Source organism: Pseudomonas sp. On1, from assembly GCF_033783325.1.
The window spans coordinates 299,154-314,091 of sequence record NZ_JAWPOA010000001.1; the positions used below are offsets into that span (position 1 = coordinate 299,154).

Here is a 14,938-nt window from a genome sequence, read left to right on the forward strand (position 1 = left end):
TGACCCCTCAAAAAAGCCACTGCCTTGCGACTACTGACCTGCTTCGAAGTTCTTTAAGCGTCTCCAGGCCTGATGGTATTTCGACACACGACGAAGATCCGACTCCCCGAGGCTAGCCAGCCTCAGCACGTTTAGATTGTCTTCGATGTCAGCCAGCTTGATCTTACGCGCCAGCGGGTGCGGGCAGATCCGCTCGATGAATACCTCGTAGCTCTCCCCACGGCGCCGGCTCAGGAGGACCACGGCCTCGACTACATTCTCCGGGAAGCCTTCGTTGAGTAGATCCTTCGCGGTGGTGTCACTGTCTTCAATCACATCGTGAAGAAGTGAAACCGCTTGCTCGAACGGGTCAGTGAATCTGGCCATCAGACGCAGTGGGTGCAATATATAAGGCATGCCAGCTTTATCGACCTTGCCCATATATGCGCTCAGCGCACGCTGGAGCGCCATCTCAATCAAGACCATCTTTGTCCTCTCCCTTCCTACCTAGGGCGAGCCTGAGGGCTAGGCCGCCCGCCAGACGCCTGTAGATGATGATTCTACTGGCTGACATCAACTTCATTCATGCTTGCCAGGGCCTGCTGGATCACGGGCTCAAATCCCCAAGACTTGGTGTAATCCGCGACCATCCTTGAAGGCGATTCGCCCCAATCCAGGCGAATCAGCGCAGTGTTGCTACCGTTCTGCAACAGCCGAATCACCGGTGGGTCGCAGCAAAGAATCTTTTCTTGGACCTTCGTTACGTCGGGGGTGTACAGCCACTCGCTTCCTCGCAGTACCTCATGCGGAAGCCAGCCAGATTCTGCCAAATGCTTGAGGAGCACAGTCAACGCGGAGGTGTTCTGCAGGGCTGCGGACATACCCATGAAACTGTCAGCTACCATCTTTCATTCCTAAGGTCTCTCGTCTGGTGGCCATCATTCACGCGGTCTTCCTGTGCCACTAGGGGGATTCACTTAGTCAGGAGCTTCTTGTCGAGCGCATCGCGTGTGTAGGTGAGGGCACCATTTAGGGTTTGAAAGCATCCAGCGGAGCGGTTCCGACTGAGAATGCTCATGCCCTAGCTTCGGCTTGGAGTCGGTCAGCAGGGTACTGCCGCATGAAATCCATACTTCGCTCCACCGGCGCGCGCAGCCAATCCTGGATCAGACCGTTTGGCAGGATGACGACCATGCGTTTTTCTGAACCTGGCTTATGAAAATTTTGCATTAGTGCGTGGTCGTCCGCATTGACCGTCAGCATCGTGTAGGAGTGCAGCTCGCCATCAGGCGTCTTCCACAGTTCCCATAACCCGGCGATCGACATGATTCCGCCATCCGTTCTACTGATGCGTGTGGGGACCGATTTCCCTGATCGCCAATCAGGTTCATAAATCGCCGCGGCCGGGATGATGCAATGCTTCGCCTTTCGCCAAGCCATTCGATAGGTAGGCTTGGTCGCTACAGTCTCGGTGCGAGCGTTGTAGGTGTTACGCCCTAACGATCGTGCTTTGGCCCAAAAAGGTAAGAGTCCAAATTGGCCGACTACCGCCTCCAATTCAGGCACTTCCTCTTCATCAGATTCATCGTTACGCAGGCGAATAAATGGGCCTTCGTAGCAGGGCCAGAGATCGATCTTGAACTGCCCCTCGGGGGCCACACCATAACCAGCGATCAACCGCTCAGTTTCCGGCGCCTCATAGTGACTGCACATGCTTGAGTTCCTTCGGGTCGGACTGAAAGCATAGCTTTTGACCCGCCGGAATAGGCACCTATTCGAAAAACTGTAAAGGGTAAAGGCTCAGTCAAGAGATCGAGCAAGCCCTTCTGATTGGAGAATGTTTATGTACGAAGACCACCAACTCATATGCCGAAAATGCAGCGAACCTTTCACCATCCGTGAATTCTGTCCCAATGCGCTGGGTGACCTGGACCGCTGGCCACTTGAATGTCCGCACTGCGGTGAAATCACCGTGGAGAAATCAGCAGGCTACATCGAGGTGATCCAAGACCAATAAGCGAAAGGCGGGCCCCATGCCCGCCTATTCCTCACGCACAGTCACACGGTTGCGACAATGGAGCTTCAAAAGAATCCTGCAAGAGTCGCCGGTATGCCGCAGGGAAGTTGTTAGGGAATCCGGCAAGCGCTGCCAGGCAATAGTAGGCCTCGTCATACTCGCCCTTAGCCATTTGCTCACGAGTTGCTTCGACCTCGACCCACTCGGAACCATCCAGGCATCTCACATCGAGGAAGCCATCTGGGAACTCGCTGTGTTTCACGGATGCCATGAAGTGAAGCAGGACCGCATCACCACAGGTAGCGCATGAACTGGAAACGCAGTTCATGCCCTCAATGGTGCTGTTGGGCATCTCTCGGTACCCACACCAGTAGGAGTTATCATCCTGAACCCTGATGTAGGGCATGACCATCGCCGCAGGCAACTCTCCAGCAACCGGAATCCGGTGAGCGTTCCACCAGTCGGAAAGCAACTGTAGAGCAGGGTGCGATTCCAATTGCCCAAGGCAATCCTCGGAACTTCCAGGTGTCGCGGAAGGTACCTCGGGGCGCTTGTATGGAACTTTTGCTGCCAGAGAGATCGCATCCAGAAGCACCCTTGCTGGCATCTCCAGAGCACCATTTGCTTTGTGCTCATCATTCAGCAACGAGAAGTCTGTCAGCTGGACCACTTCATGAAGCTGCTGTTTCTGGTAAAGGTGAATGCTGGTTGCCTGTTCGTAGGGGATTGGGGGAATCCGCATCTCCTCCCGGAACGTCACGCCGAGCATGCCATCACGTAACACGCCGACATTCAGCGTCGGCCTTCCTTTTCTGTGCTGCTCCAGCACCTGGGAGGGCTTCAGAAATGCCGTGGCATAGCGGTACATGTTCGGGACCGAGGCACGGCCATTTGGCCAGTTGGACACCGCCATGGTGTACGTCCGAAATGGGCCTTGCTCCAGCTCCAGTTGGATGAAATGGCGAACCACCCAATCACTTCCGTCACTGAGCAGTGACACGAAGGTCCAGCGGAACTCGACTTCGAAGCGCTCAGGGAGATTGGCCGCCGGTGCGCACCAACCATTGCGATTACGCACCGAGCCACCGACCAGGTAGGAGGAATTGGGGTACGGCTGCCGGATCACCACGCCTTCGGCCGGGAGCAAACCATCGACGTCGGAGATGACCTCCAACACCACTCGGTCCAGGGATACGGCCTCAGTTAGAGGGTCATCCAAAAGCAGCTTGGGAAGTAGATGTAGCAGCTTCTGGTCACTGTCGGTTGTACCAACCTCCGTGCCATCAGCTCGCAGCTGGACCGTTGATCCATCAGGACGGGTCGCGTGGACAATTTCCATTGAGGCCTCCCGGGCTTGGTATTGATCGGGAGGATAACGGTGAGTTGGCAATGGTACGAATGAAGAGGGCGGGCTGAAAGCTTGCTCGCCGAGCGTATTATTGGAGTTCACCGTGAAATGGCCCACCTAAATGGGGCGGGCCTTGAAGGAAGAACTCGGTCAGTTCTTGGAGCCCAAGAAGAGCAATCCCATCAATGAGCAGTCACGCCACCAACTACCTAGCCCTTGAGGCTTTCGCTGCAGCGAATGCTAGATCTATGGGGGCTAGATCTCGCTTCCAGTTTGGCGACCTGATGGTCTATGCCCGGATCGCGGCACGCTGGATTGACGGGGAAGTCCGCTGGACGCTTGACCTGGCTGATCTTGAAGTCACGGATGAAGGCGAGCGAGGGAAGGGGCAATTCACACACTTCCTGAGCAATGCAGAACGGATTGCGGACAGCAATGGGTTGATCGTGTACGTGCAATCGATCGTCAATCAGCGACTGTTGAACAGCCTCGTATCCAAAGGCTATTTCTTGCAGGGGTACGATGCCTACCGCTTGCGCCAGGCCCCACCGCCAGCCCAGAGCTAATCATCAGTCGATGGATTCGCAACTCCAAGCAACAATGCCCAGGTCCGAATTTCAGCTTCGAGCTCTGTTGCAGTACGACGCACATCAACGTTGTCCTTCGCTCGTTGGAGGAAGTGCTTCGGAAACAGGCCCAGACAATCAATCCCCAACGCATACGCACTAACCAAACCGGAAACGTCAGCTCCTGTCTGGCCGCCAGATCGGATGAACTCGATTGGCCAGTGCTGGTGGACCTTGCCAATGACTTGGTACACCCAAGCATTGATGCTCTCCTGCGTCCAGCCATGCTTAGACAGTGTGTAGATACCGTTCCCGGCGACATTCAAGGTTCGCGCATTTGCAGTCGACATCGCCTTATAGAGGCGCCGGGCAGCAGCGACTGGCTCGATTGAAACGGGGATGGCCACATAGGCTTCACCGGCCGCCCGCAGTGTCAATTGCTCACCCCGAGTTGTGAAATCTGAGGCAAAGGCGACGGTAATGTCAGCGCTCTTGGCATTTTCCCAAGTCCGAGGGGCGTAGCGGCCTGAGTCATGCTGTTCAATCCGAAGCAAGGGCTGCTTCGGTGTGGGAAGGCTGAGCTCGGCATGGTGAACGTACCGGATTTCTGCGAGCGGGGAATTCTGACAGGCCCATTCGAACAGTGCGATGAGCCACCGCAAGCTGACATCGGGCGAGCGATCTTCAGTGTTTGGGTGACCAGCAGGTTGCTGGCCGCGCTGGCTCCGTTGTCGTTTCAACAGATTACCTAGGGGGACCATTGCATCTTTGCCAAGCACCGGTGCCCCGTCTCCTCCTACAAGCAGCAAATGACAACCGTCATCAACAGCAGCCTGGAGCAGATCCATAGAGACCGCGTGACTGAAAACACATCGGCCCTTTTCCCAGAGCTCGACTGTCGCGACCGGCCCTTTCATTCCGTTTCCTGTGAGTTCAGTTAGAGCAAGGACGACAGAATACACTCGCGCTCGGCTCACCACCTCATCGCGATATTGGAAGGCTGTATGTCTTCCTGCATTCCCAGCTTGCGGCCGCCCCTCTCAGTAACAGCCCCGACGATTAGTAGCCAAATCAGCCCCGCTTTCAAATTCGTCCGTACGCGCAAAGTACGCCCTACACCCCACATGAAACCGTCAGAAATCACGTACAGGGCCTTTTTTAGGCAATGACCCAGGATTACAGTTTTTATCCGATGTGAGTTTTCACCCGTTTCTCTTGCACATGACCTATACTATTACCGTAATTACCTGTTACGTAATTCAAGTAACAAAAGTTCGCCGGTAAAATGGCGCTAAGTCATAGTTTTCGGATACTGTCAATAGATACGGAGGGCAGCCATGAGCCGCGTTGGGATCACGAAAGAGGAGGTTCGCCAGGCTATTGCGCAACTCCGTAACCAGGGTTCCCCGGTTACTGTGCGTTCCATACAGGCCATCACAGGCGGCTCCTACTCGACGGTGCAGAGGTTCTGGAAGGACCTCCGCGACGAGGAAATCGAAATGCTGGGCGATGGCGGGCGCATCCAGACCGAGCTGCAGGCCCTGGTACACGCGCTTCACGACAAGATGAAAGAGAACTCCGAGCGGATCGTTCGTGAAGGCGAGCAGCGCTGCGAGGCGCAAATCAAGGAAATGGAGGAGGTCCTTGATGGCGAGCGAGTGGTGCACCAAGCCACCCTCGATCAGCTTGCAAAGACTGAAGGCACTCTTGCCGATCGCGAACGGCTGCTAGGCGAACTGACTGAGCGCTTGAACTCGGCCAACATTGAGTTGGGCCGCATGGCCCAGGAGCTGACTGACACGCAACGTAACCTGGAGGTGGAGAAGCGCTCGACCAGCAAGCTAACCCACGACCTACAAGCGGAGCGGGATGCTCATGAGCACTATCTCGCATCTCTGAACGAGCAACGTCGGCAGGAGCAGGCGACTTTCGATAACGCGCTGACCTCTCTGCGCGAAGACAACCGCACCCTCTCGGCGGACAACATACAACTGAGAGGAGAAATCCTTAGCCTGAATAAGCAACTGTCTGGCATGACCTCCCAGTTGACCGACCTGCAAGCGCAGAACAGGAAGTTGACGCTTGAGGCTGACAGAGCGAAGGACAAGCTGCAGGTCGCAGAACAATCACTCATGAACTTGAGAATAGAACTCGTCACGGTAAAAACCCAGCATTCGGAGGCCGAAAGGCAGCTTGAAAGCGCCATCAAGGAGAGACGAGAGACCGAGGAGCGACTGGTGGAAGCAAAAGCCTCTGCTCGAACTCAGAACAGCGAGGTGAGACGCCTTTCCGCCCAGCTGGAGGGCATGAAGGCAGAGCTTTCCTCCCGCGCCAAATCCGCGGAAGAACGTGGTGCGGAAGGAAACACCTGAGGGCCTGGCAGATAGCCATCAGTAGGGCTGACTGGCATCATTCGGCTCGGGCGTTATGGTCAACGGGGGCTCATAAACCGCCGTGGGCCGCCGATAACGCAGACAGGCGATCAACAAGTAAAGGATGATCTTGATGCAACTTCGTGCAGCAGCCTCCGGTCTGCTTCTGGCCATCCTGGCCGGCCAAACTGTGGCAGCAAGCTTTGACTGCTCCAAGGCCAGCAGCTTCCCCGAAAAAGAGATCTGCCGTGATGGCTACCTTTCCGGGTTGGACGATTGGTTAGCCAAATCCTATAAGACCGCCCTGGAGGTAAATCCTGACCAGTACGAGGCGGTCCGTCAGTCGCAGCGTGAATGGCTCGATACAAGGGATGCATGTACCGACCAAAAGTGCCTCGACAAAACCATCGGCGCCCGCATCCAGGCACTTGATCAATATGTGACGGCAGAGAGGGGTAAAACGGCATCGGCTTTAGCTCAGGCCCAGCTCATCAAGCACCAGGAAGAGGAGGCCATCAGGCAGCGGCAAACTGAGGAGCGCCTGGCGGCTGAAGAAGCAGCTCGACAGACGCAGATCGAGAATCAGCGCCAGCAGGCGATCATCGAACTACAGCAGCGCGCTCAGGCCGCCCAAGCGATCGAATCTCAACGAGCTATAGAGCACCAGCAGGCACTAGCCCAAATCCCGCAGTACCAACCACCCCAACAGGTTGCGCAAGCTTCGAGTGCAACCTCCTTCTCGCCGTCATACCGCGCGCCGGAGAAATCTCTGTGGCAGCAGTTCAAATCCAGCCCGGCCTGGAAGTACATGCTGCTGGCGGGTGCGCTTCTGACAGCTTGGGCGATGTGGAGGCACCATCAGGGGCAAGGAACCATCTACAACGACTACACGGATGCCGCAATTACGAACCTCTTGCCGGCTGCAGGCGTGGTACTGGCCTTCTTGATGAACTGGCTCGAGCTCCCCCGTCAACTCGCAATGGTCGCAGGCCTAACGGGTTTCATGCTTGCATTGATGTTCGCGGTGTATGCGTCAGTGCGAACCAATCAGGGATGGCTGAGCATCAGCCTGTCGCTCATCGCCAAAATGACGCTGGTATCAGTGTTCTATGCGGTGATCGGCGCACTGGTGGCATCGCTATTCGTAAGCACCAAGTACAAAGGGGAGTCCCAGGCGAGAGCGAATGCAAGGAATCGAAGGGCGAAGAAAGAAACGATGGCCATAATCGCCGCGCTCACTACAGCCTACACCTTCCTTTCCGCGTGGCTGTGCCGGCGGCAAGAGTTCATCCCTGTTTCTGAATGCCTAGCTTTTGACACGAACGCAAGCGCTGCTTAAGTCATCCCCATGAGGCGCGGTCACCGCGCCTCATGCTGATTCAGCCTCGGCGGCATCAATGTCATCCGCATCCTCTAAGTCATCCCCTACAGCTGTAAGGATTTCCAGCTCAGAACGGATGCGCACCTTAGCTCCGATCTTCAGCCCTCGGACTATTTCGTCCCCGTCATCGTTCCTGGAGATGTCCCAACCAGGTTCAATCCAGGCCTTCGCCTGCCAGTCTTCGAATCGCTTTTTGAGATCCGACTTCACCCGCCGCTTGACCTTCTGATACTCGGATTTTGAACCACTGAACTCGTGGTACTTCTCAAGCCCGATAGGCCATACGCCATCTCTATGGGATGCGATGAAGGGCAAAAGCTTGGTCCCAAATCGATCCAATTGATCCATGATCTCAAAGGGGACCAGGGTGGTATTCACACCATCGAAGAAAATTGCAGCGATCGGGTCAAGGTTAAGCAGAAGTCGCCCTGTCTTGTGGTTCTTTGCCTGGTTGGTCAAGAACCGCATGCTGATATCGACCACCGTATCATCTGACTCAATTGCCGCCGCGATCTCCTTGATCTGGTCGCCGTACCGATTCTTGATGTACTCGAGAAAGAAGTCCCTATCTGGCAGCCCGAGCGGAGGCCGTGTGAGCAGGTTGTAGAGTCTTTTCAGAGCAGGCTTGCTTGATATCCGCAGTTCGCCGCCGGCGAGGTCATCAAGAATCCTTCGGGCCTTTTTGAAGTTCGCACCGGAGTCGTCGAGCTTGAGCCAACGACAGACATCAGCCTGTTTGACTTTGACGGACTGGGTCAGTGACCTGCCGCGGGCCAGCACCATGATTCGAGCAAGGACGAGTTCGTGATCAGTAGACAGCGCCGGACCGCGGTACCAGATCGAGCCCGATCCCAAGGAGAAGATCTCTGTCCATTCCTGGAAGAAGAGGCCTTTGGGAATCTTGCCCGCTGAGAAGAGGGCTGAACGGACGATGGGGTTGCTTTGCTCAAAGAAACGCTCGTTGGTGAAAGGGAGAACGCCCTGACCTGATTCCAGATCGAACTTTGTTTGCAGCTTGAATCGCCTGTCATCTACAGCTACCTGCCGTACTTCTTCAGGTGTCAGCTTCAACTCGGTCATGGCCTATCTCTCTTACTTTTCGCGTTTCGTCCGTCTCGACAAACCTGATGCAAAGGATATATTCCCTCATCTTGATTTTTTAGTCCAAATCAAGACCGTTTTCGCATAAGCCGTTCTGAGATCCGCTTTGGCGGTTCGGATCGCCGGAATCCTGTGAGCGCTCAGAGCATTCCGGCTCGAAGAAAATCGACCAACCTGCTTGGCATCGCTCATACCGTACACTGGATTCCGGTCGCTAAAACGGAGCAAGGCTTTCCTGTATCCCGTGAAAAACGGGGCGCTCACCAGATTCCGGTTACCGTGGCAACTGATCCGAAGCTTGAACGCTCACCAGATTCCGGTCGCGAGAATGCGCGCTCTTTGACTCACCGCTCATGAAATTCCGGTCCATTCTGCGGAGCGCCGATCTCCGATCACGCCTCAGGGCAGGAAATACAGGCCGCTCACCAAATTCCGGCCGGTTTATAGGATCTGGTCTTCCACTAAAATCCGCGGCAACGCGCTGATGTGGTCTTCCCCGCCTGGATCGATGCCCCAACAGGGAGAAGACCAGGCGTGGCGGTCCGTACACAGAATTCCGGTCGTCCTCTGCCTCCCCAGCCGGCGCGCAACCGGGCGCTCACCAGATTCCGGAGTTGAACGGTGTAGCGCCCAGGTGGACGCAGCGCTCATGAAATTCCGGTGTTCAGACCTCTACCTCTCAATCGCACACCAACTCTTGCCCCCATGGCTCAGCTTCTAAGCCCCGGGGGAGTAGGTGTACACCAGATTCCGGTTCACCATAGAACAGTCATTATGACTTGCGCTCACGATATTCCGGTCTATCCACCTCGATGATTGGGAGGCAGTAAGCACCGCTCAATAGAATCCGGTCTATCTGGGTAACCAGCTTCAAGCCAATTGGCGCTCAAGGGAATCCGGTACCGGAAGAGCCAGTTCAGCACAGCCGTAATCTCGTGGCCTTCCCCCAGCACCTTCCCCGCTCACGGAATTCCGGCAATTCCAGCATGAGAGCCTGGTGGTCATCACAATCGCTTCTTCCTGGTCGCCGAAGACCATGATGGCGCCGGCGCTGGGGCTATTGGCTCGGCCGCGCGCTCCATAAGTCAGGCGTCGACGCTGGAGAACAGGGCATCAAGTACCAGTTGTGGATCAGGAACGTGATCAAGGACCTTCCGCTGTTGCTGGCCCCCGTACAACTCACGAGGGTAGCGGCCGCCAAGGAGCTCGAGCTGCTCCTAGACCGCTTCATTCTTGTGTGAGTGCCTTGTACCCGCTCACCAAAATCCGGTCGATCTGCGCATCGGCTAGTCTGACTGGCAGAGCCTGCGTCGGACTAGGCGTACACGAAATTCCGGTTGGTCTCGATGAGCATGTTGGCGCAGGCCGGCAAGATCCCGGGCGCTCGCAAGATTCCGGTCCACGTCCACCCCCATTGCCTCTCTTCGCGCTCAGGAGATTCCGGTTCGTAGAGCCCCTACCCGCGGGTAGGGGCGTTTGGGGGGGCAGCGCTCAGAGAAATCCGGTCTCGCATTAGCCGCATCCCAGACCTGAACGCACCCGCTCAACAAATTCCGGTTCAGAAGAGGCTTTACCCGTACGCTCACAGCATTCCGGTCGTTTGCTAGGCGGGACTCAAGCTTTCATCAAAAAGTTGCCGGATGCAGCTGCAAGCCACTGTATTTAAAGCCGATTGACTGATGTGTCGGTAAAGCAAAGCAGTTACCATGCACAGGTTACGCACAGCTTAAACACAGGTTATCCATTAATTTAAAGCTAGTTATCAACAGGAGACCGGATTCCGGTGTACGCCACCGGAATCCCCTGAGCGCGACCGGAATCTTGCGTGCATCAACCGGAGTCCTCTGAGCGCTGACCGGAGCCTCGTGTACGGCTACCGGATCAGGCTGTACGGGTCCCGGAATCTGGTGTACAGCGTCAGAGCAGCCTACTGTAGACAGGCCTTGGGGTGCAGCCATCTGTCCACACCCTATAACCCCAATCGGTAACCCCAAGAAAGATAACCCTGTTTTCTAACCCAGACGGTAAGCCGATCGCAGGCTAATCCCTGTTGTTGCTTGCGCTAACCCGCCCGCTGGATCAGCGCTTGACTGTCAGACCTTCAACTTCAGCCGCACGCTGATCGTCCAGCGAGTTGTAGTAGATGTCCTGAGTCGTGCTCATCGACTTGTGCCGGAGATCGGCCTGAAGGTTTTTTGCATCACGATGAGGAGCATCAAAGGTCGCCCCTGTGTGACGAAGCCAATGCAGGGTGGCAACCCGTAGGTCGTCAACTTCACAATCCGATCGTCCCTCCTCGTGCATTCGCTTCAAAGCCCGATCAAAGACCTCCTGGACAATGTTCCGCACCTGACGATCACTCAATCCCGGGGCACCATTCAACTTTGTGAGGAGAGGGGCCTGCTCTCCCTTCAGTGGCAGGGGCGTGAGATTACGGCTCTGGCGGTACCGCTTCAGGTACTTGAGGTAGTCAGGCTTCACTGCAATGCGCGCTTCTACGTTCCCTTTACCAACCACCTCGTACCACCAAGTTTCATCCTCCTTGACGAACGAACCCATCGTTGGAGTCCAGAGCTGATTACCTACCAGGTCCGAGACTCGTAGGTACATAGAGAACAGAGAAGAGACAATGAACAACGTGCGCTCATGAGATTCCGGTGCTTCGTTAGCCATGAGCTCCGCGGTCTCAATCACGAAGTCCCACTGCAGCTGGGTAAGGGATTTCCCGCCACTTCGTTTGGCTGTGGTCCTAATCCAACGACTTTTGCCCTTGATCGCCTTGAAGGGGTTTCCTTGAGCCAGGTCCTCCTGGGTCAAAAATTCGAAGAACGAACTACAGATAGAAAAGACCTGCCGGATACTGCCCTGAGCCATTTTGTAACCAGACACCCCCAAATCCTCCCCGGCTTCCTTGGCTCTCTTTCGATCACTTTTCGGAATCTTGATGCCGAAGGGGCGCCAGGCAGGGTTCGGTTCGTAGACGCCCCCCCTTGGGAGGAACCTCTGGCGCACAGCATCTCCCACCCAGCTCGCGGGCGGAGCCACGTTGAAATCCATGAATCTCTCAGCGTCAGACCGTCGCAAGTCCAGAATCGATTTCCCTGCGATGATCCAGGACCACAACAGGATGCGCTCTACCTGCGTGCGATAAGCCTTAAACGTAGTTGCTTGGCCGCTATAGGACTTCAAAAACGCTCGCGCATGGGCGAGGTCATTTGCTGCCGGAATATGGGGAGCGAAAACCTTTAGGAACTCCTCAATCGCCGGCCGCTCTGCAACATACTCAGCAGCCGACGACGAGAGAAAGGTTTCGTAGGTATCAAACAGTGGGGAAGGGCGGACGCCACTGTTCGGTGTTTTTGCTGGAGCTGGCAAGCGGACCTCGGAGCAATAGAAAGCGAATACCCAAGGTTAACCGCGTTGCTTCGTAGCACAAGCCAAGATTGTCCTTGAAGCGCCCGGATCATGGGGCGCTCAGGAAATTCCGGTCCCGTTTTTCAGCGTTTACCGGTACAGAAGCCAATGATTGATTTCGCTGCCGAAGACCAGGGAGATCACCCCACCTACGATCAGACCAGGACCAAACGGCAGATAGCGGTCCTTTCGGCCGAGTCTGAACGCCATCCCCACAGCAGCAGTGGTCAAGCTGGCGATCAGCAAAGTCGCGGGCAGCACTTGCCATCCTCCCCAGGCACCAAATAGTGAAAACAGCTTGTAATCACCCTGGCCCAGGCCCTCGACACCGCGGACGACGTAGAAGAGCTTACCTATCGTCCAGAACGTCATATATCCCACCACTGTCCCTGCTACCGCGTCGTGCAATGACGCGAATACGCCGAAATAGTTGGCAACCAGACCGAGCCAAAGGGCTGGAAGTGTAATCACATCAGGGAGCAGCATAACTTTCAGGTCGATCAGGCAAAGGGCTATGAGCATCCACAGCAGCCCTATTGCGGCACAAGCAGCATGAGTTACACCATAGTGCCAGGCCAGCGACGCGGAGAGGAGGGCGGTCGCCAACTCAACGGCAGGGTAAGTGATGCTGATCTTGGTACCGCAGCCTGAGCATTTGCCGCGTAACGCGATGTAGCTCACCACTGGTAGGTTCTCCCAAGGGCGAATCCTGTGCCCGCAATTGGGACAAGCAGAGGAGGGCGACGACAGGGTGAATCGATCAACTGGTTCGCTTGAAGGCAGGCCCAGGCATTCCTGAGCCTCAACTGTCCAGGCGCGTTCCAGCATAATTGGCAGCCGGTATGCCACGACGTTGAGGAAACTCCCAACCATGAGGCTCACAAGCGCAACGATGCCAATGAAGAGTTCTTGGTCTGCTTGGAGTATTTCAATCACGCGATGACAGTCCCCCAGCTTTTCGGGATGAAGCCAGGGACGTAGCGACGAAGGGACTCCATCATGTTGTCGAGAGTTGCTGGCTTCACGATGTAGCCGGCCGCGCCAGCTTCGACTGCCAGGCGCTTATCTTCCTCAGCGGCTTTGCTCGAGAGAACGATGATCGGCGTGATGCTGAGATCGCCCTGGCCCGAGCGGAGTTCACGTATGTGGGAAAGGCCGTTGTGCCATTCGCCCAGGTACACATCCATGAAAATCACGTCGGGTTTGAACGACGGCACCACCTGCAGGAGCTCCTGCAAGGTACCCACCACTTTGACTTCATCGAACAGTTGATCCGCGCATTTCTGGGATACGTAGGCGTCGGTGCGAGAGTCGTCGACAATCAGGGCCTTGGACATAGTGACCTTCCGTTTGTTGTGAATGCTGGACGAGCACGATCCAGCGGGCTAGGTCAGCCTATCGACGTCCATGGCCAGGTCAAACCAAAACAGGGGCCGGATTGCACTGGCCAGGGTAGGGAGCGAGGAGCACCTGCAGTCAAACCAGGATGACGCTTTCCAGTTGCTGGCGGGTTAGCTGCAAGCAACAGCAGGGTGCGATGCTCGGTTTAAGTAGAGGGGTTAGAAAGAATCGGGTTATTAAACGTGGGATTACCAACTGGGGTTATAGGGTGTGGATAGATGGCTGCAACAAGCAGCGGGCTTGCGTTTACACTGCGTCTTGACGCGCACAGCTTTCCGGTGTTAGTACACATTATTCCGGTGACCGCTCATGAATTACCGGTAACCGTACATGCTAATCCGGCCACCGCACATAGAACTCCGGTTGGCGCTCAATAAATTCCGGTCCCGCACATCGAATTCCGGTAGCCTGTTGATAACAAGGCTATTTTCTGTTTGCAACCTGTATACAAGCTGTTCGTAACTCCGCATTTCCGCTTAACTTATAAAGCGGAAATCCGAACGGAATAGTCCTTCGCCAATATATAAGGGCAGGGTAAATACCGAACTTTCCCTTTGACTTGCTGAATTTACCTCAAACCCAGAATTGGCCTTGTTTGCACGATTTATGGATCTTGGAATTGTCTGGCGATGAACGCCCGATGTCTCGGATCGAAGACGTGTATTAACACCTTTTCCTGGAACCCATTGCCATTACTGATGTACACCGGCTGCCGAGATATCACCAACGGCCTATTTGGTGAGCCCGCAACAAAGCGCTGGGCCTTTCCAAAGAGCATTTGGGGACGCTGCTGCGCTTGGCCTGGCGAGAAAGAGTTCGTGTGTGATCCTTTGAAACGCCGCCATTCGCTACGAAATCTTTCTTCACATGCTTTTCGCGGAAGGCCTTTTTGCCGTGAACGATGAAGGGCACGACCTCGTTAGCGTAATTGTGCACCCTAATCTGGCGTTTGCCGGCAAGGTTGTGAGGATTATTGGCTCGCTTCTTTACATGCGAGTGGCCGCCGCGATTGTTGTCCATCAGTGACCTGGGTGTTGGGAAACGGCTAGGAGGCGCACAGCGGACTGATGAGGCAACTGGTCAGCAAGGGAATCAGTGTGAGCCTTTGATTCTTAAAGGGTATAAAAACAGATATGCCTAGCATTTCCGATTATAACAATAATCGGAAATGCCTGAGGCGCAATCACGATTACAGGAAGCAAGGCCCAGTCTCGTGCTCTCTGCTCCCGCACGGCTGGCTAAAGGCAATTAGAAGCCTGAGCCGCACGGGATCAGGCGTTCGCTTGATCCATGTCTCCTCACGTTCGGCAGGTGCACTGTTTGGCTGGTTTCCACCTTCGTTGTCGTTACACTCACTTT

14 protein-coding genes are annotated in these 14,938 nt (G+C 55.4%); 4 read left to right on the top strand and 10 right to left on the bottom strand.

Translation table 11 applies throughout. The features are described from left to right. Window positions 1-30 precede the first annotated feature (30 nt). The 3 genes from R5C80_RS01870 to R5C80_RS01880 all read right to left on the bottom strand — a co-directional run bounded on the left by R5C80_RS01870 (window position 31) and on the right by R5C80_RS01880 (window position 1,692). Complete coding sequence (locus tag R5C80_RS01870) at window positions 31-465, bottom strand: GTP pyrophosphokinase (protein ID WP_319049575.1); 435 nt, start codon at window positions 463-465, stop codon at window positions 31-33. Between the two features lie 74 nt (window positions 466-539). Continuing rightward, complete coding sequence (locus R5C80_RS01875) at window positions 540-884, bottom strand: hypothetical protein (RefSeq protein ID WP_209418724.1); 345 nt, start codon at window positions 882-884, stop codon at window positions 540-542. 169 nt (window positions 885-1,053) lie between these two features. Further along, window positions 1,054-1,692, bottom strand: coding sequence for an SOS response-associated peptidase (locus R5C80_RS01880; RefSeq protein WP_319049576.1), 639 nt, complete (start codon window positions 1,690-1,692; stop codon window positions 1,054-1,056). A 130-nt stretch (window positions 1,693-1,822) separates the two neighbouring features. Between R5C80_RS01880 and R5C80_RS01885 the strand changes: the two genes are divergently transcribed. After that, a complete protein-coding gene (locus tag R5C80_RS01885; RefSeq protein ID WP_185830153.1) occupies window positions 1,823-1,996 on the top strand; it encodes a hypothetical protein in 174 nt (57 codons plus the stop codon). A 31-nt stretch (window positions 1,997-2,027) separates the two neighbouring features. Here the strand turns inward: R5C80_RS01885 and R5C80_RS01890 are convergent, their stop codons facing one another. Continuing rightward, window positions 2,028-3,335, bottom strand: coding sequence for a hypothetical protein (locus R5C80_RS01890; protein ID WP_209420863.1), 1,308 nt, complete (start codon window positions 3,333-3,335; stop codon window positions 2,028-2,030). Window positions 3,336-3,529: 194 nt separating this feature from the next. On the opposite strand from R5C80_RS01890, the gene R5C80_RS01895 reads away from it, so the two are divergent. Beyond that, window positions 3,530-3,910 carry a hypothetical protein gene (locus R5C80_RS01895; protein ID WP_209419197.1) on the top strand — a complete coding sequence of 127 codons (381 nt, stop codon included), beginning with the start codon at window positions 3,530-3,532 and terminating at the stop codon, window positions 3,908-3,910. Here the strand turns inward: R5C80_RS01895 and R5C80_RS01900 are convergent. Beyond that, the gene (locus tag R5C80_RS01900; protein ID WP_319049577.1) at window positions 3,907-4,758 is read right to left on the bottom strand and encodes a hypothetical protein; all 852 of its coding nucleotides are present in this window, start codon (window positions 4,756-4,758) and stop codon (window positions 3,907-3,909) included. The two genes, R5C80_RS01895 and R5C80_RS01900, sit on opposite strands and share 4 nt — an antisense overlap. A 489-nt stretch (window positions 4,759-5,247) precedes the next feature. On the opposite strand from R5C80_RS01900, the gene R5C80_RS01905 reads away from it, so the two are divergent. Together R5C80_RS01905 and R5C80_RS01910 are read left to right on the top strand one after the other, a co-directional pair. Further along, window positions 5,248-6,282, top strand: a complete 1,035-nt coding sequence (locus tag R5C80_RS01905) for a DNA-binding protein (protein ID WP_319049578.1) — start codon at window positions 5,248-5,250, stop codon at window positions 6,280-6,282. A 133-nt stretch (window positions 6,283-6,415) separates the two neighbouring features. Then, entirely contained in the window at window positions 6,416-7,621 is a 1,206-nt protein-coding gene (locus R5C80_RS01910) for a hypothetical protein (RefSeq protein ID WP_319049579.1), read from the top strand. 30 nt (window positions 7,622-7,651) lie between these two features. Here R5C80_RS01910 and R5C80_RS01915 read toward each other — a convergent pair whose 3' ends face one another. From R5C80_RS01915 to R5C80_RS01935, 5 genes are all read right to left on the bottom strand, one after another. Continuing rightward, a complete protein-coding gene (locus R5C80_RS01915; RefSeq protein WP_272837822.1) occupies window positions 7,652-8,743 on the bottom strand; it encodes a TrfA in 1,092 nt (363 codons plus the stop codon). A gap of 2,100 nt (window positions 8,744-10,843) precedes the next feature. Next, entirely contained in the window at window positions 10,844-12,139 is a 1,296-nt protein-coding gene (locus tag R5C80_RS01920; RefSeq protein ID WP_319049580.1) for a site-specific integrase, read from the bottom strand. Between the two features lie 129 nt (window positions 12,140-12,268). Beyond that, window positions 12,269-13,114 (bottom strand): prepilin peptidase, encoded by an 846-nt coding sequence (locus R5C80_RS01925; protein WP_019486703.1) that lies wholly within the window; start codon window positions 13,112-13,114, stop codon window positions 12,269-12,271. Continuing rightward, window positions 13,111-13,515, bottom strand: a complete 405-nt coding sequence (locus tag R5C80_RS01930; protein ID WP_019486702.1) for a response regulator — start codon at window positions 13,513-13,515, stop codon at window positions 13,111-13,113. Before R5C80_RS01930 ends, R5C80_RS01925 begins: the two co-directional genes overlap by 4 nt. 784 nt (window positions 13,516-14,299) lie before the next feature. After that, the gene (locus R5C80_RS01935) at window positions 14,300-14,599 is read right to left on the bottom strand and encodes a hypothetical protein (protein WP_136342214.1); all 300 of its coding nucleotides are present in this window, start codon (window positions 14,597-14,599) and stop codon (window positions 14,300-14,302) included. Between the last annotated feature and the right edge of the window lie 339 nt (window positions 14,600-14,938).